The 18767-nt window shown below is 72.1% G+C and carries 14 protein-coding genes; 6 read left to right on the top strand and 8 right to left on the bottom strand.

The window, feature by feature from the left end:
* Positions 1-30: 30 nt before the first annotated feature.
* Complete coding sequence (locus D7Y04_RS36490) at positions 31-1812, top strand: monovalent cation:proton antiporter-2 (CPA2) family protein (protein WP_121762303.1); 1782 nt, start codon at positions 31-33, stop codon at positions 1810-1812.
* Between the two features lie 15 nt (positions 1813-1827).
* The gene (dctA, locus tag D7Y04_RS36495) at positions 1828-3141 is read left to right on the top strand and encodes a C4-dicarboxylate transporter DctA (protein WP_121762304.1); all 1314 of its coding nucleotides are present in this window, start codon (positions 1828-1830) and stop codon (positions 3139-3141) included.
* A gap of 15 nt (positions 3142-3156) precedes the next feature.
* Here the strand turns inward: dctA and D7Y04_RS36500 are convergent, their stop codons facing one another.
* A complete protein-coding gene (locus D7Y04_RS36500; protein ID WP_233601744.1) occupies positions 3157-3579 on the bottom strand; it encodes a response regulator in 423 nt (140 codons plus the stop codon).
* 247 nt (positions 3580-3826) lie between these two features.
* Here D7Y04_RS36500 and D7Y04_RS36505 point away from each other — a divergent pair, with 247 nt between their 5' ends.
* The 4 genes from D7Y04_RS36505 (at position 3827) to D7Y04_RS36520 (ending at position 8910) form a co-directional block, all read left to right on the top strand.
* Positions 3827-4018: a hypothetical protein gene (locus tag D7Y04_RS36505; protein ID WP_120577172.1), complete on the top strand. Its 192-nt coding sequence runs from the start codon at positions 3827-3829 to the stop codon at positions 4016-4018.
* A gap of 100 nt (positions 4019-4118) precedes the next feature.
* Positions 4119-5597 carry a sensor histidine kinase gene (locus tag D7Y04_RS36510; protein ID WP_120597807.1) on the top strand — a complete coding sequence of 493 codons (1479 nt, stop codon included), beginning with the start codon at positions 4119-4121 and terminating at the stop codon, positions 5595-5597.
* The gene (locus D7Y04_RS36515) at positions 5579-6985 is read left to right on the top strand and encodes a sigma-54 dependent transcriptional regulator (RefSeq protein ID WP_120597806.1); all 1407 of its coding nucleotides are present in this window, start codon (positions 5579-5581) and stop codon (positions 6983-6985) included. The genes D7Y04_RS36510 and D7Y04_RS36515 overlap by 19 nt, the downstream gene beginning before the upstream one ends.
* A gap of 404 nt (positions 6986-7389) precedes the next feature.
* Entirely contained in the window at positions 7390-8910 is a 1521-nt protein-coding gene (locus D7Y04_RS36520) for an ATP-binding protein (protein WP_121762306.1), read from the top strand.
* A gap of 26 nt (positions 8911-8936) precedes the next feature.
* Here D7Y04_RS36520 and cheB read toward each other — a convergent pair whose 3' ends face one another.
* From cheB to D7Y04_RS36555, 7 genes are read right to left on the bottom strand one after another with little or no spacing between them, the layout of a single operon-like run.
* A complete protein-coding gene (cheB, locus tag D7Y04_RS36525) occupies positions 8937-9968 on the bottom strand; it encodes a chemotaxis-specific protein-glutamate methyltransferase CheB (RefSeq protein ID WP_121762307.1) in 1032 nt (343 codons plus the stop codon).
* Complete coding sequence (locus D7Y04_RS36530; RefSeq protein ID WP_121762308.1) at positions 9965-10786, bottom strand: protein-glutamate O-methyltransferase CheR; 822 nt, start codon at positions 10784-10786, stop codon at positions 9965-9967. Before D7Y04_RS36530 ends, cheB begins: the two co-directional genes overlap by 4 nt.
* Positions 10787-10799: 13 nt before the next feature.
* A complete protein-coding gene (locus D7Y04_RS36535; protein WP_120597802.1) occupies positions 10800-13166 on the bottom strand; it encodes a HEAT repeat domain-containing protein in 2367 nt (788 codons plus the stop codon).
* Complete coding sequence (locus tag D7Y04_RS36540; RefSeq protein ID WP_121762309.1) at positions 13163-15706, bottom strand: methyl-accepting chemotaxis protein; 2544 nt, start codon at positions 15704-15706, stop codon at positions 13163-13165. The genes D7Y04_RS36535 and D7Y04_RS36540 overlap by 4 nt, the downstream gene beginning before the upstream one ends.
* Entirely contained in the window at positions 15687-16133 is a 447-nt protein-coding gene (locus D7Y04_RS36545; protein ID WP_121762310.1) for a chemotaxis protein CheW, read from the bottom strand. Before D7Y04_RS36545 ends, D7Y04_RS36540 begins: the two co-directional genes overlap by 20 nt.
* The gene (locus D7Y04_RS36550; protein WP_120599599.1) at positions 16130-18202 is read right to left on the bottom strand and encodes a chemotaxis protein CheA; all 2073 of its coding nucleotides are present in this window, start codon (positions 18200-18202) and stop codon (positions 16130-16132) included. The genes D7Y04_RS36545 and D7Y04_RS36550 overlap by 4 nt, the downstream gene beginning before the upstream one ends.
* Entirely contained in the window at positions 18199-18591 is a 393-nt protein-coding gene (locus D7Y04_RS36555) for a response regulator (RefSeq protein ID WP_120599600.1), read from the bottom strand. Before D7Y04_RS36555 ends, D7Y04_RS36550 begins: the two co-directional genes overlap by 4 nt.
* Positions 18592-18767: the final 176 nt, after the last annotated feature.

Consider the following 18767-nt stretch of genomic DNA (forward strand, 5'->3'; position numbering starts at 1 on the left):
GTGGCCTTCAGCGTGCCATGCAGGCGCCTTATGTCCTTCCTGCATCAGGCGCTGGTGTTCCTGGCCGCCGCGGTCATCGCCGTGCCCCTCTTCAAGAAGCTGGGGTTGGGCTCCGTGCTGGGCTACCTGGCGGCGGGCGCGGCCATCGGGCCGTATGGCGCGGGCCTCATCTCCGACGTGGAGAACGTCCTCCACACCGCGGAGCTGGGCGTGGTGCTGCTGCTGTTCGTGATTGGCCTGGAGCTGCAACCGTCGCGCCTGTGGAACCTGCGCCGCTCCGTGTTCGGCATGGGCGGCGCGCAGGTGGTGCTGACGGGCCTGTTGCTCGCGGGCGTGTCGAAGGCGCTGGGCCTGTCCTGGAACGCGGCCATCGTCGCGGGCTTCGGCCTGTCGCTGTCCTCCACCGCGTTCGCGCTCCAGCTGCTCGGGGAGAAGAACCAGCTCACCGCCGAGCACGGTCAGCTGGCCTTCGGCATCCTCCTGTTCCAGGACCTGGCCGTCATCCCACTCCTGGCCGTGCTGCCGCTCCTGGGCCGGTCCGACACGCCGTCCACGGAGCCCGGGTGGCTGATGGCCGTGAAGGCCGTGGGTGCGGTGCTCGTGGTGGTGGTGGCGGGCCGACACCTGCTGCGGCCGGTGTTCCGCGCGGTGGCGTCCGTACACAGCCAGGAGCTGTTCACCGCGACGGCGCTGCTCGTCGTCGTGGGCACCGCGACGCTGGTCAGCGCGGTGGGCCTGTCCATGCCGATGGGCGCGTTCCTCGCCGGCGTGCTGCTGTCGGAGTCCGAGTACCGCCACGAGTTGGAGGCGGACATCGAGCCCTTCAAGGGCCTCTTGCTGGGCCTGTTCTTCATCGCCGTGGGCATGTCCTTGAACCTGGCGCTGCTCGCGCGCGAGTCCCTGCGCGTGCTGGCGCTGGTGCTGGGCCTCACGTTCCTCAAGGCGCTGGTGCTGTACGGGCTGGGGCGCGTGGGGCTGAAGAAGCCGGGCTCCGCGGAGAGCCTGGCGGTCGTGATTTCGCAGGGCGGTGAGTTCGCCTTCGTCCTCTTCTCCCTGGCCGTGTCCTTCCACGTGATGGAGCGAGAGCAAGCGGACCTGCTGGTGCTGGTGGTGGGCCTGTCCATGGTGGTGACGCCGTTCCTGTCCGCCATCCACGAGCGCTGGGTCGCGCCGCGCTTCAAGCACAAGGGCCCGCAGCGCGAATACGACGTGTCCCCGGAGGAGGACCACCCGGTCATCATCGCGGGCATGGGGCGCGTGGGGCAGGTGGTGGCCCGCCTGCTGCGCGCGCGCCGCATCGGGTTCACCGCCATCGACGCGAGCGCGGAGCACATCGACTTCATCCAGCGCTTCGGCAACCAGGTGTTCTACGGCGACGCGTCCCGGCTGGACCTGCTGCGCGCCGCCCGCGCGGAGAAGGCCAAGGTGTTCGTGCTGGCCATCGACGACATGGCCGCGTCCCTGCGCACCGCGCAGATGGTGAAGGAGCACTTCCCGCACCTGACCATCTACGCCCGGGCGCGCAACCGCGAGCACGCGTACCGGCTGCTGGACATGGGCGTCACCCATCTCATCCGTGAGACGTTCGACGCGAGCCTCACCATGGCCGGCGACGTGCTCCAGGAGATGGGCCTCACCTTCGCGGAGGCCCGCCGGTCCGTGGAGCGCTTCCGCGAGCACGACGAGGCCCTGATGCTGGAGAGCGCCAAGGTCTTCAAGGACGAGAAGAAATTCATGGAGGTCATCGTCCGCGCGCGCCGCGAGCTGGAGCTGTTGTTCGAGAAGGACGAAGCCGAGCAGAAGTCGGTCTGAGGGGGACGCACGACCATGAGCGCCGATACCGCTGGCCACTCGAAGTCCTCCCGCCTCTACCTCTGGGTGCTGGCCGCCATCTTCGCGGGGGGCCTGTTGGGCCACTTCGCGCCGTCCACGGCGGTGAAGCTCAAGCCCTTGGGCGACGCGTTCATCGCGCTGGTGAAGATGCTCATCTCCCCGGTCATCTTCCTGACCGTGGTGCTGGGCGTGGCCAACGTGGCGGACATGAAGAAGGTGGGCCGGGTGGGCGGCAAGGCCCTGCTCTACTTCGAGGTCATCTCCACGTTCGCGCTCATCATCGGCGCGCTGGTGGTGACGGTGCTCAAGCCCGGCTCCGGATTCAACGTGGATCCGCGCACGCTGGACGCGAGCGCCGTGGCCCGCTTCGCCCAGCAGGCGCATGACCAGTCCACCTCGGGTTTCCTGCTGCACATCATCCCGCGCACCTTCGTGGACGCCTTCACCGGCGAGGGCGACCTGCTCCAGGTGCTGCTCCTGGCGCTGCTGTTCGGCTTCTCTCTCACGGCCATTGGCGCGACGGCGAAGCCCGTGGTCGTCCTCTTCGAGGCGCTCTCCAAGGCCTTCTTCCACATGATTGGCACGGTGATGAAGCTGGCGCCCATTGGCGCGGGCGCGTCCATGGCCTTCACCCTGGGCGCCTACGGTGTCACCAGCCTGGGCCCGCTGTTGCGCCTCATGGGGTGCTTCTATCTGGCGTGCGTGCTCTTCGTCGTCGTCGTGCTGGGGCTCGTCGCTCGGGTGACGGGCTTCTCCATCCTGAAGTTCCTGCGCTACATCCGCGCGGAGCTGTTCCTGGTGCTGGGCACGTCGTCGTCCGAGTCCGCGCTGGTGCCGCTGATGCAGAAGCTGGAGCGGCTGGGCTGCTCCAAGTCCGTGGTGGGGCTGGTGGTGCCCAGCGGCTACTCGTTCAACCTGGACGGCACCAACATCTACCTGACCATGGCGGCGCTGTTCGTGGCCCAGGCGCTCAACGTGGACCTGACGTTCACGCAGACGGCCACGCTGCTGGGCGTGGCGATGCTCACGTCCAAGGGCGCCTCCGGCGTGACGGGCGCGGGCTTCATCACCCTGGCCGCCACGCTCGCGGTGGTGCCGTCCGTGCCGGTGGCGGGGCTGGCGCTCATCCTGGGCATCGACCGGTTCATGAGCGAGGCGCGCGCGCTCACCAACTTCATTGGCAACGGCGTGGCCAGCATCGTCGTGTCCCGCTGGGAGAACGAGCTGGACCGCGAACGGCTGCACGCGGAGCTCAACGGCGTGCCCACTCCCGAGGCCCCGCCCGCCGACGCAGGGACGACTGCCTGAGCCTCTGGGGCCTGATCAGGGGTGCGCCACCGCGTCGCGCACCGCTTCCTTCAGCACGTCCAGGTCCACCGGCTTGTCCAACAGCTGCCGGGCGCCCAGCCGCTGGGCCTCCGCGTGAGTCTCCTCGTCCGCGAAGGCGCTGAGCAGCAGCACCGGGCACGCGATGCCCTGCGCGCGCAGCCTCCCGAGCGCCTCCAGCCCGGTGCGCCCCGGCATGCGCACGTCGCTGACGATGAGGTCCGGCGGAGCGAGCGTCCCACCGTGGCCCTGCATCATCGCCACGTAGTCGCCCAGCTCGAAGCCGTCCTCCACCTCCACCACCGTGTAGCCCGCGCGCGCCAACGTGCGCACGAGCATCGCGCGCATCGCGTCGTCGTCCTCGGCCACCAGGATGCGCGGGGTGTGCGTTGCTTCTTCTTGCGGAGGTGCGTTCGTCATTTGATTGCGGAGGAGCATGGCGCATGCCACGTGCCTCCAAGGCAGATGGATCCGTCGTGCCGCGTGGGTCTCCGGGGCATCCTGCCCCCGTCGGGGCAATGTGCCCCAGGCATGCATGGACATCCTGCCCCGCGTTGGCAGCGCCTCACTCGGTGGCGGGGATTGGCATGGCCAATGCTCTAGCTCCGATCAGCCCCGCACCCCACACCCCAATTCACACCTCGCGGGCATGACACGGAGTCTCTCCATGAAGCGCACTTCCGCCCTGGTCCTCGGTCTGTCCCTGTCCCTCGCCTCGGGCGCCTTCGCCGCCGAGGCCAAGCCCGCCAAGAGCGCGCCCGCCGCCCAGGCGAAGGCCGGCGCCAAGGCGAAGAAGGCGAAGCAGGGCACCTCCCAGAAGGCCCCCGCCGCCCCGGCCGAAGGCTCGAGCAGCAACTAGCCACGGACTGTCGTGACGCAGCACCCGCGGTACTCGTAGCGTACCTCCCCGGTCCGTGTGTTCCTTCCCCCTCACGCACGAACCGGGGGTTGCCTCTTCCGTGAAGCTCGCTCGCAAATTCACCCTGGCCCTCGTGCTGCTCGCCGTCGCGGTGATGGCCGGGCTCCAGGCGTTCCAGGTCAACCGGGAGCTCGCCCGGTCGGAAACCGACACGCAGCATGACCACCGCCTGCTCGGTCACACGCTGGCCGGCTCCATTGGCAAGGCGTGGCAGCTGGCGGGCGAGTCCGAAGCCCTCACGCTCCTCAACCAGGCCAACCGCTTCCAGGAGCAGGTGCGGCTGCGTTGGGTGTGGCTGGACGGTGGACCGGGCTCCGGCTTCGCGCCGGCGCTGCCCCCCGCCCTGCTGCTCAGCCTGCGCGCGGGCAACGACGGCTGGTTGATGGACGAGTCCACCAGCCCGGGCGTGCTGCGCTCGTACACGCCGGTGTTCCTGGGCCGGCGCATGGGCGCCATTGAAATCACCGAGTCCATGTCCGAACAGGAGATGCACGTGCGCACCACCGTGGTGGGCACCTTCATCGCCACGGCGGCGCTCTCCCTGTTCTTCCTCCTGGCCGCCATGGCCATGGGCCGCAAGCTGGTGGGCCAGCCCGTGGAGCAGTTGGTGCATCTGGCGGGACGGATTGGCGAGGGCGACCTCACCGCGCGCGTGCCCCTGCGGCGCGAGCGCGGCGACGAACTGACGACGCTGGCGGTGGCCATGAACCGGATGGGTGAGCAGTTGGAGGAGACGCGGGCGCGGCTGGCCACGGAGACGGCGGCGCGGCTGCGCACGGTGGAGCACCTGCGCCACGCGGACCGGCTCACCACGGTGGGCAAGCTCGCGTCCGGCGTGGCGCACGAATTGGGCACGCCGCTCAACGTCGTCATGGGCCGCGCGAAGATGGTCTCCTCCGGCGAGGCGGAAGGCGATGAGGTGAACGAGTGCGCCCGCATCATCTTCCAGCAGGCCCAGCACATGACCGGCATCATCCGGCAGCTGTTGGACTTCGCCCGGCGCCGCACGCCGTCCCGCGCGCCGGAGGATTTGTCCCTGCTGGCGGAGCGCACGCTGTCGCTGCTCAAGCCCATGGCCACCAAGCGCAGCGTGACGCTGTCCCAGGAGGTGCCCCCGGGCTTCACCGTGGAGGTGGACTCGGGGCAGTTCCAGCAGGTGCTCACCAACCTGGTGATGAACGGCCTCCACGCGATGAACCGGCCCGGCACCTTGCGCGTGAGTTCGCAGGTGATGCGCGCCACGCCGCCCGCGGATGTGGGCGGCCCGGAGCAGGACTGGGTGCGGCTGGACGTGGCGGACGAGGGAACGGGCATTCCCGCGGACGTGCTGCCCCACGTCTTCGAGCCCTTCTTCACCACCAAGGACGTGGGCGAGGGAACGGGGCTCGGGTTGTCCGTCTCCTATGGGATGGTGCGCGACCACGGCGGCTGGATTGACGTGAAAAGCGAGCCGGGCCGTGGGAGTTGTTTCTCCATCTACCTGCCGCCAGGGAAGGACGCATGCCAGGCCGCATCCTGATTGTCGAAGACGAGCGCGAGATGCGCGCCATGGTGGAGAAGGGCCTCCAGCGCCGGGGCTTCCAGCCCGTGGCCGTGGCCGCCGCGGACGAAGCGCTCCAGAAGCTGGCCGCCGAGGACTTCGACACCGTCCTCACCGACCTGCGCATGCCGGGCATGGACGGCCTGGCGCTGTGCGAGCGCATCGTGCTCAACCGGCCGGACATCCCCGTGGTCGTCGTCACCGCCTTCGGCAGCCTGGAGACGGCGGTGGCCGCCATCCGCGCGGGCGCCTACGACTTCATCACCAAGCCCATCGACCTGGACGCCCTGGTGCTGGTGCTGGAGCGCGCCGTGCAGCACCGCGCCCTGCGCGCGGAGGTGCGCCGGCTGCGCCAGGCCCTGGACCAGCGCCAGGACGACGGCGCGCTCGTGGGAGAGAGCCCCGCGCTCAAGCAGGCATACGCGCTCATCGACCGGGTGGCGGACGTGGACGCCACGGTGCTGATTACCGGTGAGAGCGGCACGGGCAAGGAGGTGGCCGCGCGCGCCCTCCACGCCCGGGGCCGGCGCAAGGAGGGGCCCTTCGTGGCCATCAACTGCGCGGCCATGCCAGAGCAGCTCCTGGAGAGCGAGCTGTTCGGCCACGCGAAGGGCGCCTTCACCGACGCGAAGGCCTCGCGCACGGGCCTCTTCGTGAAGGCGAATGGCGGCACGCTGTTCCTGGATGAAGTGGGCGAGCTGCCCATGACGCTCCAGCCGAAGCTGCTGCGCGCATTGCAGGAGCGCGTGGTGCGTCCGGTGGGTGGGGACACGGAGACGCCCTTCGACGCGCGCATCGTCGCGGCGACCAACCGCGACCTGGAGCTGGCGGTGGAGGAGAACCGCTTCCGCGAGGACCTCTACTACCGGCTCAACGTCATTGGCCTGGAGCTGCCCCCGCTGCGCGCGCGCGGCAACGACGTGCTGCTCTTGTCGCAGCGCTTCGTGGAGCAGTTCGCGACCCGCACGGGCAAGAAGGTGGTGGGCCTGTCCCCCTCCGCGGCGCAGCGCCTGTTGGCCTACGGCTGGCCGGGCAACGTGCGCGAGTTGCAGAACTGCATCGAGCGCGCCGTGGCGCTCACGTCCTTCGAACAGCTCACCGTGGATGACCTGCCGGAGCGCATCCGCAACTACAGCACGCCGCGCGTGGTGCCGGAGAACACGGACCCGTCGGAGCTGGTGACGCTGGAGGAGCTGGAGCGCCGCTACATCCACCGCGTGCTGGAGGCGGTGGGCGGCAGCCGCACGCTCGCCGCGCGCATCCTGGGCGTGGACCGCAAGACGCTCTACCGCAAGCTGGAGCGCGGAGACACCGAGCCCCGGGAGGGCAAGGAGGCCAGGGAGCCTCGCGAGGCGAAGAAGCCCTGAGCCGGGGGGGCCACCCGGGGCCCGGGCGACCCGCCCCATCCGCTCCGGCCACAACCCTCCGTCATGGGCGCAAGGTGCGTCACCCCTCGGGGCGGGCCCCCGCTTTGCTTCGAGCGGGGTATGGTTCCGGGAGGATGCGTTCCGTTCCCGTCCAGAGCCTAGACTTCTGTCGCGTGGTGGACCTCGCGCACAAAGCAGGCGACAGGAATGTCACCGACCCGTTTCCTTCAAGAGGTTTCTCCCTACCCTCGGAAATCCACGAGTCCGCGTTTCGCGTAAGAGGCAGACAGGACGCCCGCCGCTGTCCTGGTTCCGTGTTCCGGCATTGAAGCCGGGCACGCTCCGCCGCACTGCTGTGTTTCTCACCTGAAGGAACCCGTCCCCCGTACCCCGACGACCCACCGATGGCCCAAGCTCCTGCCCGCCCGCGTTCCCGTCCTTCCGCCCCGTCCCCGACGGAGGCCACTGGCCCGGGTCTGCAAACGCTGCTGGAGGCGCTGCCAGAGGCCTTCCTCGGTGTGGACGCGGGCTGGCGCATCACCTGGCTGAGCCGGCGCATGCGCGAGCTGCTGGGGCCCCGCGTCCAGCCGGGCGATGACGTGCGCAAGAAGGTGGCGGACGTGCTGGGCTTGAGCCAGCACCTGCGCCTGGACGTGCCCGCCACCGAGCAGCCTTCCTCCGAGCCCTACGAGCACCGCTGGCACGAAGACAGCTTCTGCTTCGAGGTGAGCACCCGCCCCGTGGACGGCGGCCTGCTGGTGCACTGCCGCGACATCACCCGCGAGTTCCAGGCCCGCCACGAGTTGCAGCGCGTGGGCCAGCTCTTCCAGGCGGTGATGGAGGGCACCACCGACGCCATCTACATCAAGGACATGGATGGCACCTACCAGGTCATCAACTCGGCGGGCGCGCGCGCCGTGGGCCGCAGCACCGTGGCCGAGGTCCGAGGACGCACCGACGAGGAGCTCTTCCCGCCCGACGAGGCCAAGATCAACCTGAAGCACGACCGGGACGTGCTCAAGGCGGGCCATCCCCTCACCTACGAGGATTCGCACATGAATCCGAGCGGGGACGTGCGCGTGTGGCAGTCCACCAAGGGCCCGCTGCGCGACCCGGAAGGCAACGTGTTCGGCCTGTTCGGCATCAGCCGCGACATCACCCAGCGCAAGTGGGCGGAAGACGAGGTGCGCCGGCACGCCGAGTTCCAGGAACACCTGATGGGCATCATCAGCCACGACATCCGCAGCCCGCTCGGCGCCATCATGAACTGGTCGCGCGTGCTCGCGGCCGGTGGCCCCGCGGAGGAGACGGCGCGCACCAGCCAGCGCATCGCCACCGCGGCGGTCCGCATCGAACGGCTGACCCGCCTGCTGCTGGACTTCACCCGCGCCCGGCTGGTGGGCGGCGTGGTGATTGAGCCGCGCGGCACGGACACGCAGGAGCTGCTGGCCAAGGTGGCGCACGAGTTCCGCGTGGCCTTCCCGAAGCGCGACATCGTCGTGGACCACAAGGGCAACACGCAGGGGCACTGGGACCCGGACCGCCTGGCGCAGGTGGTGTCCAACCTGGTGGAGAACGCCCTCAAGTACGGCCCGGCGGACGCGCCCGTGCTGCTGTCCACGCGCGGCCTGCGCAACAAGGTGGTGGTGACGGTCCACAACCAGGGCCGCCCCATTCCGGAAGCCACCCTGCCCCACCTCTTCGAGCCCTTCCGTCAGGGCCCGCAGCAGACGCGCACGCTGAAGATGAGCTACGGCCTGGGGCTCTACATCGTGCGCGAAATCGTGCACGCCCACGGCGGCACCATCGAGGTCACCTCCAGCGAGGACGACGGCACCACCTTCACCGTCACGCTGCCGCGCCGCGCGCCGCCCCGGAAGGGCCCGCCGCCCGAGCCGCCTTCGCCCCCCTCGCACCGCGCCTGAAGACGCGGGCGCTGCCCCGCGGCCCGTCAGACGAAGCGTGAGATGAGCGGCACCAGGCCATCCAGCGGCGCGTTGCCGTTGGACAGGCCCGCTTCGTCCACCGCGCGCGGCATGCCGTACACCACGCAGGAGGACTCCGCCTCCGTGAGCACCACGCCGCCCGCGGCGCGCAGGGCTCGCGCGCCCTGGAGCCCGTCCTCACCCATGCCGGTGAGCACCAGCCCCAGCGCGTCCCTCCCCCAGACCTCCGCCACGCTCTGGAAGAGCACGTCCACGGAGGGATGGTGCGGGGTGCCCAGCGGCTGGCGGTCCAGGCGCGCCAGGTTGAGCGCCCCGTGCCGCGCCACCTTCAGGTGGTGACCCGCGCGCGCCAGCACCGCGCGGCCCGGCACCAGCTCCATGCCGTCGCTCGCCTCCACCACCTCCAGCGCGCTCTGCGAGTCCAGTCGCTTGGCCACGGCCTCCGTGTAGCCAGCGGGGATGTGCAGCGCGAGCACCACCGGCGCCGGGAAGTCCCTGGGCAGCGCGGACAACAACCGCGTCAGCGCCTGCGGCCCGCCCGTGGACGTGCCCACGGCCAGCAGCTTCGTCGACGTCGCGGGCAGGGTCTTCAAAGGCAGGGCACTCGCGGTCTCCGCCAGCTCCTGCTGATAGCGCGGCACCGCGCGCCCCGCGATGCGCACCTTCTCCACCAGCTCCGCGCCCAGTTCGTAGAGCCGGTCCGTGGCGAGCGCCGTGGGCTTGTGCACCAGGTCCACCGCGCCCGCCTGGAGCGCGGCCACCGCCAGCTCGCTGTCCGTGCCCGCGCTGCTCACCACCACCACGCGCGGCGCGTCCGGCATGCCAGCCAACGCGCGCAGGAAGCCCGTCCCGTCCAGCGACGGCATCACCAGGTCCAGGGTGATGACGTCCGGCTTGAGCTCCGCCACCCGCTCCAGCGCGTCCAGGCCGTCGCGCGCGGTGCCCACCACCTCCAGCCCCTCCGCCTCCGACAGCACCTTGCGCAGCACCTTGCGCGCGAACGCCGAGTCGTCCACCACCAGCACGCGCAACGTCATGAGTCCGCCTTGCTGTAGAAGAACGCGCCGCGGCGCTCCTCGCAGCACAGCGCCGTGCCGAAGCGCATCAGGGATTCGGAGGTGCCCACCACCAGGTGCCCTCCGGGCCGCAGCGCCCGGGTGATGCCGTCCACCACGCGGCGCGCGGTGTCGTCCTGGAAGTAGATGAGCACGTTGCGGCAGAGGATGGCATCACAGCTGCCCGGCTCCGGGTAGCCCTCCGTGTCCACCAGGTTGAGCTGCCGCCACTCCACCCGGGCCATCAGGTCCGGCCGCACGCGGGGACGGCCGTCCACCATGGTCAGCCAGCGCCCCATCACGCCCGGGGGCAGCGCGCGCAGGCAGCGCAGGTTGTGCTCGCCTGTCCTCGCGCGCTCCAGCGCCTTGGAGCTCAGGTCCGTGGCCAGGATGGACACGTCCCCCAGGATGCTCCGCGAGTCCAGCAGCATGGCCAGCGTGAGGGGCTCCTCGCCGGTGGAGCACGCCGCGCACCACACGCGGGGCTTGCGGCCCGCGCGGACCTCCGGCACGAGCAGCTCGTCCACCAGCACCTCCAGCGCCTGGGGCTCGCGGAAGAAGTACGTCTCGTGGACGAGCAGCGCCTCCACCAACGAGTCCAGCGTCTCCGGCCCCTTCGGGTCGTAGCGGAGGAAGTAGTAGTAGTCGAGCAGCGAGTCGAACCCGGCATCCAGCGCCCGGGTGGACAGCTTCTCCGCCAGCAGGTCCCGGTCCTCGGGCCCGTAGTGCAGGCCCGAGCGCTGCTCGATGAGCATGGAGAGGATGGCCAGGACCTGCGGGGACAGCGGCAGCGCACTCATGGCCGTGGGTGTCCTAGCGGCCCAGGGCCAGCAGGCAGGCGCGGCGCACTTCGGGGTCCTCGTCGCGGTGGGCCGCCTTGTCCAGCGCCTCGCGCGCCTCCACCGTGCCCAGCGCCGCCACGGCGGGCGCGGAGGCCCGGCGGCCCGCGGGGCTCGCGCCGATGAGCGACTGCATCAGCGCCGCCTTCGCGTCCGCCCGGCGCATGCGCGCCAGCGCCGCCACCAGCAGGGGCGCCGTCGAGTCGTCCGCCGCCTCCAGCGCCGACATCAGCCCGTGCAGGCGCCCTTCCACGGGCAGCGCCAGCGCGGACACCACCTGCTCGCGCAGCATCACGTCGCCCAAGAGCGACACCAGCTGCTGCGTCGCATGCGAGCCCGTGCGCGTGGCGAGGAAGCCCACCGCCGCGCTGCGCACGCTGTCATCCCGGTCCCCGGCGGCACGCAGGAGCGCGGGCAGCGTCTCCGGCGCGTCGTACTCCGCCACGGCGGACAGGGCGACCAGCCGCGTGGCCGGGTCCTCCGAGTGCACCGCCTCCAGCAGCACCGGCAGCGCGTCCGGCCGCCGGGCCACGCCCAGACCCAGGAGGGCCGCCCGGCGCACGTCCGCGTCCGCTGACGAGGCCGCCCGGCGCAGCGCCGCCATGGCGCTCTCCGTGTGCATGTGCGCCAGCGCGTCCACCACCGCCACGCGCACCTGGCCCGCGTCGTCGTTGGCCAGCGCGACGATGGCGTCCGCGGCGGCCTCCTCGTTGAGCTTCCCCAGCGACTGGCACGCGTAGTAGCGCACCCACGGGTCGCGGTCGTTCAGGCCGCCCAGCAGCGTGGAGGTGATGCGCGCCTGCTTGTCCGTCTGGCCCAGCGCGCGCATGGCGGTGGCGCGCGTGCGCTCCGACTCATGGCTCGCCGCGGCCAGCAGCGCGTCCACCGCGCGCGGGTCGTCGATGAAGGGCAGGCCGTAGATGGCCGCGTCGCGCAGCCGCTCGTCCGGGTCCCGCATGGCCAGAAGCAGCGCGTCCAGGCCGCGCGGATAGCCGAAGTACGCCACGATGCGCAGCGCCGCCCGCCGCTGGCGCGCGTCCGTGGAGCGCGCCGCCTCCAGCGCCAGGCTCTCCGTCGTCTCGCTGCCCAGCGACTGGATGGCGCCCACCACCGCCTGCGACACGCGCGGATCCTCGTCCGCCAGCCGCGCGAACAGGGCCGGCACCGCGGACGTGTCGCCGATGCGCGACAGCGTCTCCGCCGCCAGCGCGCGCACCGTCGCGTCCCGGTCCTCCAGGCACAAGAGCACGTCCGGCACCGCCGCGGAGCGCTTGCCCACCAAAGGCAGCAGCACCCGCCTGCGCGAGCTGTCACCCTCGCGCAGCGCCTGCAGGATCTGCGCGTCCGCCTCCGCGCCAAGCTCGCCCAGGGCCGCCGCGGCCGCGCGCGACACGCCCAGGTCCTGCGAATCCAGAAGCTTCAAGAGCCCCGTGGCCGCGTCCGCGCCACCCACCCAGCCCAGCAGGCGCGCCACCGCGGTCTTCTCCCCCGCGTCCGCGCCCGCGATGACCTGGGCCAGCCGGCGCCCGGTGGGGTGCGGCTCCGTCGAGCTGGAGCGCAGCACCGACGGCACCGTGCGCGCGCCGCCGAAGCGCTGCACCTGCGCGTCGTGGATTTCGACCAGCGCCACCGCCGCCACGCGCACCACCGCGTCGTTGCCGCGCTGGAGCAGGCCCACCAACGCGGGCACCGCGGCCTCCTGGCCGGTGCGGCCCAACGCGCGCGCCGCCTCCAGCACGTAGAAGGGGTCGGACAGCAGCGCCATCAGCGCCGGCACGACGGTGGGGTCGCCCGAGCGGCCCAGCACGTCGATGGCGGGGAAGATGCGGAAGAAGTTGCCGCTGCCCAGCGAGGACAGGAGCGCGTCCACCGCCGCGCCGCCGCCCACGCGACCCAGCGCTTCGATGGCGGCCACCGCCACGTTGTCGTCCGGGTGCACGATGAGCCGCGACAAGAGCGGCACGGACCGCCGGCTGCGGCGGCGTCCCAGCACCTGGGCGGCGTCACAGACGATGGCCGGGTTGGGGTCGTCCCCCAAAAGCTCCACCGGGCCCTCCACCTCGCCCGTGGCGGCCACCAGCGCGTCCACCGCCGCGGCGATGCGCGCCTCGTTGTCCCGGCGGTGGCGAAGCACGTCGCACAGGGGCTCCACCGAGGCGGAGCCCAGGCGCGCCAGCGCGGACACCACGGCGCGGCGCACCGCCCACGACGGCGCGTCCAGCCCGTCCACCAGCACCGGCAGGCTCGCCGGGCCCCGGCGCGACAGCTCGTCCACCTCTTCCACCCGGGCGCGGTCCTCCGCGGACAACGATAACGGGTGCTTCGCGGTCGTGCTGCTCACGTGGACTGCTCCCGCGTGTTCCGGGACGTCCCCGGCTCCGTGGCGCCCAACAGGCCGCTCAGGTGGCTCAAGCCCTCCACCTGCTCTCCGTTCAGCCGCGACAGCTGTCCCAGCCGGCCCGCCACCTCCTTCACCTCCTTGGCGGTGATGGCCATGGCGCGCGCCTGCTCCGCAGTGGTGCCGGAGATCTCCTTCGCGCGGATGCGCATGTCCTCCACCGACCGGCCCAGCTGCTCGCTCATCGTGGCCTGGTCCAGGGCGGCCTTCGCCACCGCAGCCACGCCCGTGGCCTGCTTCGCGGCGGACAGGGTGAGCAGGGACAGGGCGTCCGTCTGCTCATCCAGCGCGCGCGCGGTCGTCTTCGCCACCCGGCGCACCTCCTCCGCGCCGCGCACCAGGCTCGTGAGCGCCTGGGCCTGCTCGTCCGTGGCGCGCGTCACCTCCTTGGCCAGGGTGGCCACCTGACGGCTGGCGAGCTCGCCCTGCTTGAGCGCGCGGGCCTGCTCCGCCATGGCGCGCGTGGACTGGGCCACCTCCTTGCGCGTGGCCTCCATGGCCTTCGTCACCTCCTGCGCGGCCTTGGCCTGCTCCGAGATGCCGGTGAGCGTGCGCTGCGTGGAGGACGCCACCTCCTGCGCTGTCGCCCCCAGCGCCCCCACCTGCTGGCCCTGCGCCATCACCGCGGCGCTCACGCCCTGCACCAACTGGCGCATCTGCGCGGCGCCCCGGGCCAGGTCCGTGGCGGCCTGGGCCTGCTCCTGCATGGCGCGCGACACCTTCTCCGCCACCTCCGTCAGCTGGTTGTTGGAGCGCACCGCGTCGCGCAGCGCCTTGGCCTGGTCCTGGGTGGCCTGGGTGGTCTGCCGCGCCATGCGCCGCATCTCCGTGCCGCCCTGGTTCAGCGCCTGCGCGGCCTGCGCCTGCTCCACCGAGGACGCGGCGATGAGCCGCCCCTGCTCGCTCACCTTCGCCGTGGCCTGCACCAGCGCCTGCACCGCCTGCACCTGCTCCGCCGACGCGCGCGACGCCTCGCGCACGTTCGAGCCCAGCTCGTCCACGCCCTTGAGGATGGTGCTCAGCGCGCGCTCCGCGTCTCCCGCCAGCGCCGCGCCCTCGTCCGCCGCGCGCACGCCCTCGCCGGTGGCCACCGCCGCCTCGCGGGCCGTCGTCTGGAGGCCCCGGACAATCTTCGCCACGTCACTGCTGGCCGCCGCCGCCCGGTCCGCCAGGGCGCGAATCTCCTCCGCCACCACCGCGAAGCCGCGGCCGTGCTCACCCGCGCGCGCCGCCTCGATGCTGGCGTTGAGCGACAGGAGGTTGGTGCGGTCCGCGATGAGGTTGATGGTCTGCACGATGTCGCCAATCTCCTCGGCGCGCCGGCCCATCTCCTTCATCACCCCGGACGACTCCACGATGGACTGGCGGATGCGGCCGAAGCCCGCGATGGAGCGCCCCACCGTGGCGCCGCCCTCGCGCGCGCTCGTGCCCACGCGCTCCGCGGCCAGCCGCGCCTCCTCCGTCAGCTGCGCCGCGCGGCGCGTGGAGGACTCCAGCTGAGAGGACGCGGTGGCGCTGGTGGACGCCAGGCCGTTGATGCTCTCCGCCCCGCGGGCCACCGCCTGGGCGGAGCGGGACAGCTGCTCGATGGTGGCCGCGTTGGCGTCCACCACGGCGGCGTTCTTCTCCGCGGTGGCGGCCACCTCCTCCACGCTGGCGGCCACCTCCTGCACGGTGGACGCGGTGGAGACGGCGCTCGCCTCCAGGGTGCGCGTGTGCTCGGCGACGCCGCGCACGCTGCGGGCCACCTGCTCCGACGTGGCGGCCGTATCCTCCACGCTGGCGGCCATGGCGGCCGCGTCGCGCACCACGTCCTGGAGCGTCTTGCCCAGGGACACCACGGAGCCGGACACCTGGCCCATGCGCTCGCCCACGCCCTGCGCGTCCGCGGCCAGCCGGGTGATGCCCTTGGACATCTCCTCGATGGTGGCGGCGACCTCCTCCGTGGTGGCGGCGCTGGTCTGGTTGCGCGACACCAGGTCCTCCACCGTGGCGGTCATCTCCTGCATGCTCGCCAGCAATTCCTCGCTGGAGGCGGCCAGGTCCTCCGCGTTGGCGCTCACGCCCTTCACCGAGCGCGCCACCTCCTCCAGCGTGGAGGCCGTCACGTCCGCGCTGGAGGCGAGCGTGCCCGCGTCCTTGCGCACGCCGGACACCGACGCCGTCACCTCCTGCATCGTGGCCGCGTTGGCCTCCGCCTCCTGCTGCACGCCCTTCGCCGCGTCGCCCACGGACAACTGGCTGCGCACCAGCGACTGCACCGCGGTGCTCGTCTGCTCCACCTGCGCGGCCACGGACTCGATGGCGATTCGCACCTGCTCGCCCGCCGCCGCCTGCTCGTTGCCCGCGGACGCGAGCCGCGTCGCCAGCTGCTCGGTGGACTTCACCAGCCCCACGCCTTCCGCCACCTGGAGCGAGGCGCGCTCCGCCAGCGCGCGAGCGTCCTCCAGCTTCCGCACGCTGTTACCGTTGTCCGTCGACATCCGCCGCCTCCTCCCCCACCACCCGGGGGAAATCGATGAGCATCACCAGGCGCGGGCCCACCTGCGCCACGGCCTTCACGAACCCCTTCGCGCCCTCCACCACCATGGGTGGGGGGGGCTGGATGGTGCGGGGGTCCAGCTTCAACACCTCGCGGGCGCTGTCCACGAGCAACCCCACGGTGCGTTCGCCCAGCTGCCCCACCACCACCCGTGAATCCAGGGACTGCGTCCCCGCCGGCAGCCCGAAGCGGACGCGCGCGTCCACCACGGGAATGACCCGGCCGCGCACCTGCACCAGGCCGGCCACGTGCGGAGGCGCCCCGGGCACCGGCGTCGCGCCGGTGAAGGACTCCATCTGCACCACGTCCGCCGCGGGCATCGCGTATTCGGTCCCGTCCACCTTGAACAGCACGTGCAGCACGTTCATGACACCCACTCCCCTGCCCTGGACGCACGCTTGCGGCGGCCCGCGCGCGCCGCGCCCAGCGCGCCCAGGTCCAGCACCAGCGTGGGCTGGCCGTCGCCCAGGTCCGTGGCGCCGGCCACGCCGGGCACGCGCACGAGCGGATCCTCCAACGGCCGCAGGACGATCTCCTGCTGTCCCACGAGCCGGTCCACCGCGAAGGCCACCGGCTCCCCGCGCTGGCGCACGATGAGCGCCTTGGCGCCCTGGCCCGCCGCGCTGGCGTCCCCGGTCGCGTCCAGCAGCGACACCAGCGACACCAGCGGCACCGCCGCGCCCCGGCGCTGCACCAGCCCCAGGCCGTCCGCGCCCGCGGGGCGCACCACGCCCGCCACGTCGATGAGCTCCTCCACGGTGCCCACCGCGACCGCGTACCGGCGGCCCGCGCACTCGAAGATGATGGCGTCCATCAGCGTCACCGTCAGGGGGACGCTCAGGGTGAAGGTGGTGCCCACGCCCTTGCGCGTGTCCATGAGCAGCTCGCCGCCCAGCTGCTCCACGACGATGCGGCGCACGATGTCCATGCCCATGCCCCGGCCGCTGGTGCGCGTGGCCTCCTGGCGCGTGGACAGGCCGGGCCGGCACAAGAGGTCCAGCAGCGCGTCCGCGGAGTCCGGCACGGGGGCGTTCGCCGCCTTCGCCACCGCCTTCGCGTCCACGCCGCGTCCATCGTCGCGCAGGGTGAGCTCCAGCTGGCCGCTGGCGCGCGCATGGCAGCTGAGGCGCACCAGCCCTTCCTGGGCCTTGCCCGCGGCCTGGCGCTCCTCGGGGGACTCCAGCGCGTGGTCCACGGCGTTGCGCACCAGGTGCACCAGCGCGGGCAGCAGCCGGTCCGCCACCGCCTTGTCCAGCTCCGCGTCGCCCACGTCCAGCTCCAGCCGCACCGCCTTGCCCGTGGCCCGGCGCAGGCCGCGCACCAGCAGGGGCAGCCGCTCCAGCACGTCACCCACGCGCACCATGCGCAGCCGCAGGATGGCCGAGCGCAGGTCGCGCAGCTGCCGGCCGTTCTCCTGGAGGATGGCGGTGATTTCCCGCGTGGGCGCGCCCGCCTGGGTGAGCGCCGCCACCGCGCGCGTCAGCCGCGAGCGGTTGACCACGAGCGCCGCCAGCCACTCCATGGCCTCGTCCAGCCGGGACACCTCCACGCGCAGCAGGCCACCGCCCCGGCGCACCTCCGGCTCGTCCAGCTCCTCCTCGAGGACGGCGGGACCGGGCGCGCCCTCCGCGCCAACCGGGACCCCGTCCTCGGGCGCCGGCTCGGCGGGTCCGGCGGCCTCCAGCGAGCGCACCGTGGCGGGAGCACCGCCCACTGCGTCCAGCAGCACGGCGTCCTCCGCGCGGGTGATGAGCAGCAGCGCGAACGCGAGCGACGCCCCCCCCGCGGCGGCGCCGGACAGGGGCAGGACCTTCACGATGTCCGCGAGCTTCGCCATGCGCTCGCGCACGGTGTTGATGTTGAAGCCCTTCGCGGCGCGCTCCGACGACGGCACGAAGTCCAGCCGCAGCGCGCGCTGGCCTCCGGCGAGCCCGCCCTCCAGTTGCTCGCGCTCGGACGGGGTCAGGCGGGAGGCGAACGCGGCCTCCGCGTCCAGCTTCACGGGCCGGGACCGCTTGGGGGCCGCGTCCCGCACCTGCGGCCCCAGCGCCTCCAGCCGCTCCAGCAGGTTCGCGGGCGCGGGCGACGCCGTCTTCCCGGCGCCCAGCTGCCGCACGCGCAGCTCGATGGCGCGCAGGCCCTCCACCAGCGGCTCCACGCTGGACTCGGGCAGCCGGCCGCCGGCTTGATCCGCCAGCCGCAGCGACGCCTCCATCCAGTGCGCCAGGGAGACGACGGGCTCCACGTCCACCATGGCGGACAGGCCCTTGAGCGTATGCAGCGCGCGGAACAACTCGCGTACCGCGCGGGGCTGGGCCTGCCCCTTGCGGACGGCCTCCTCCACCGCGAGCAGGTCCTTCTGCGCGGAGGCGAGCAGCTCATCCGCCTCCGCCAGGTACGCGGGGAGGAACTCCGCGAACTCCCCGGTTCCCGTCACCCGCGCGGCGCCTCGGCCGGGGGCTTCTCCAAGAGGGCCCGGGCGGTGCCCTGGATGGAGTCCGGCGTGAAGGGCTTGGTCATGAAGCGGTCCGCGCCGGCCTGCAGCGCGCGCTCACGGGACGCCTCGTCGCCGCGCGTGGTGACGATGATGATGGGCAGGTTGCGCAGGTGGTCCTGTCCGCGCACGAACTCCACCACTTCGATGCCACCGATGTCCGGCATGTTGAGGTCCAGGACGAGCAGGTCGTACGGCTTGAGCGACAGCTGCTCGATGGCCTCCAACCCGCTGGACGCCTGCGTGAAGCGACTGTCCGGATATGGCCGCAGGCAGGCGACCACCATGTCGCGCATCACCTTGCTGTCATCGACGACGAGTACCTCGGGCATGGCGTCCTCTGGAAACGACCGGCCAAGCTAGATCGATTCCGACCCGCTGAAAGAAATGAGTCATCTGGCGCGCATTGAACGTTGGCTGGTCCACGCCCGCTTTGGACGATGTGCCACGGCGGGCGACGAAGCGCCACGGCTGCCCGCACATCCGGCACCCTGCGCCCTCCTGTTTT

This window comes from Corallococcus sp. AB038B, assembly GCF_003668955.1.
GTDB classification, from domain to species: Bacteria; Myxococcota; Myxococcia; order Myxococcales; family Myxococcaceae; genus Corallococcus; species Corallococcus exiguus.

What these genes read in the sequence shown, in the direction of transcription:
- D7Y04_RS36490 (WP_121762303.1), top strand. Translation starts at nt 31, where the DNA reads ATGTCCTTCCTGCATCAGGCGCTGGTGTTCCTGGCCGCCGCGGTCATC.
- dctA (WP_121762304.1), top strand. Translation starts at nt 1,828, where the DNA reads ATGAGCGCCGATACCGCTGGCCACTCGAAGTCCTCCCGCCTCTACCTC.
- D7Y04_RS36500 (WP_233601744.1), bottom strand. Translation starts at nt 3,579, where the DNA reads ATGACGAACGCACCTCCGCAAGAAGAAGCAACGCACACCCCGCGCATC.
- D7Y04_RS36505 (WP_120577172.1), top strand. Translation starts at nt 3,827, where the DNA reads ATGAAGCGCACTTCCGCCCTGGTCCTCGGTCTGTCCCTGTCCCTCGCC.
- D7Y04_RS36515 (WP_120597806.1), top strand. Translation starts at nt 5,579, where the DNA reads ATGCCAGGCCGCATCCTGATTGTCGAAGACGAGCGCGAGATGCGCGCC.
- D7Y04_RS36520 (WP_121762306.1), top strand. Translation starts at nt 7,390, where the DNA reads ATGGCCCAAGCTCCTGCCCGCCCGCGTTCCCGTCCTTCCGCCCCGTCC.
- cheB (WP_121762307.1), bottom strand. Translation starts at nt 9,968, where the DNA reads ATGACGTTGCGCGTGCTGGTGGTGGACGACTCGGCGTTCGCGCGCAAG.
- D7Y04_RS36530 (WP_121762308.1), bottom strand. Translation starts at nt 10,786, where the DNA reads ATGAGTGCGCTGCCGCTGTCCCCGCAGGTCCTGGCCATCCTCTCCATG.
- D7Y04_RS36540 (WP_121762309.1), bottom strand. Translation starts at nt 15,706, where the DNA reads ATGTCGACGGACAACGGTAACAGCGTGCGGAAGCTGGAGGACGCTCGC.
- D7Y04_RS36545 (WP_121762310.1), bottom strand. Translation starts at nt 16,133, where the DNA reads ATGAACGTGCTGCACGTGCTGTTCAAGGTGGACGGGACCGAATACGCG.
- D7Y04_RS36555 (WP_120599600.1), bottom strand. Translation starts at nt 18,591, where the DNA reads ATGCCCGAGGTACTCGTCGTCGATGACAGCAAGGTGATGCGCGACATG.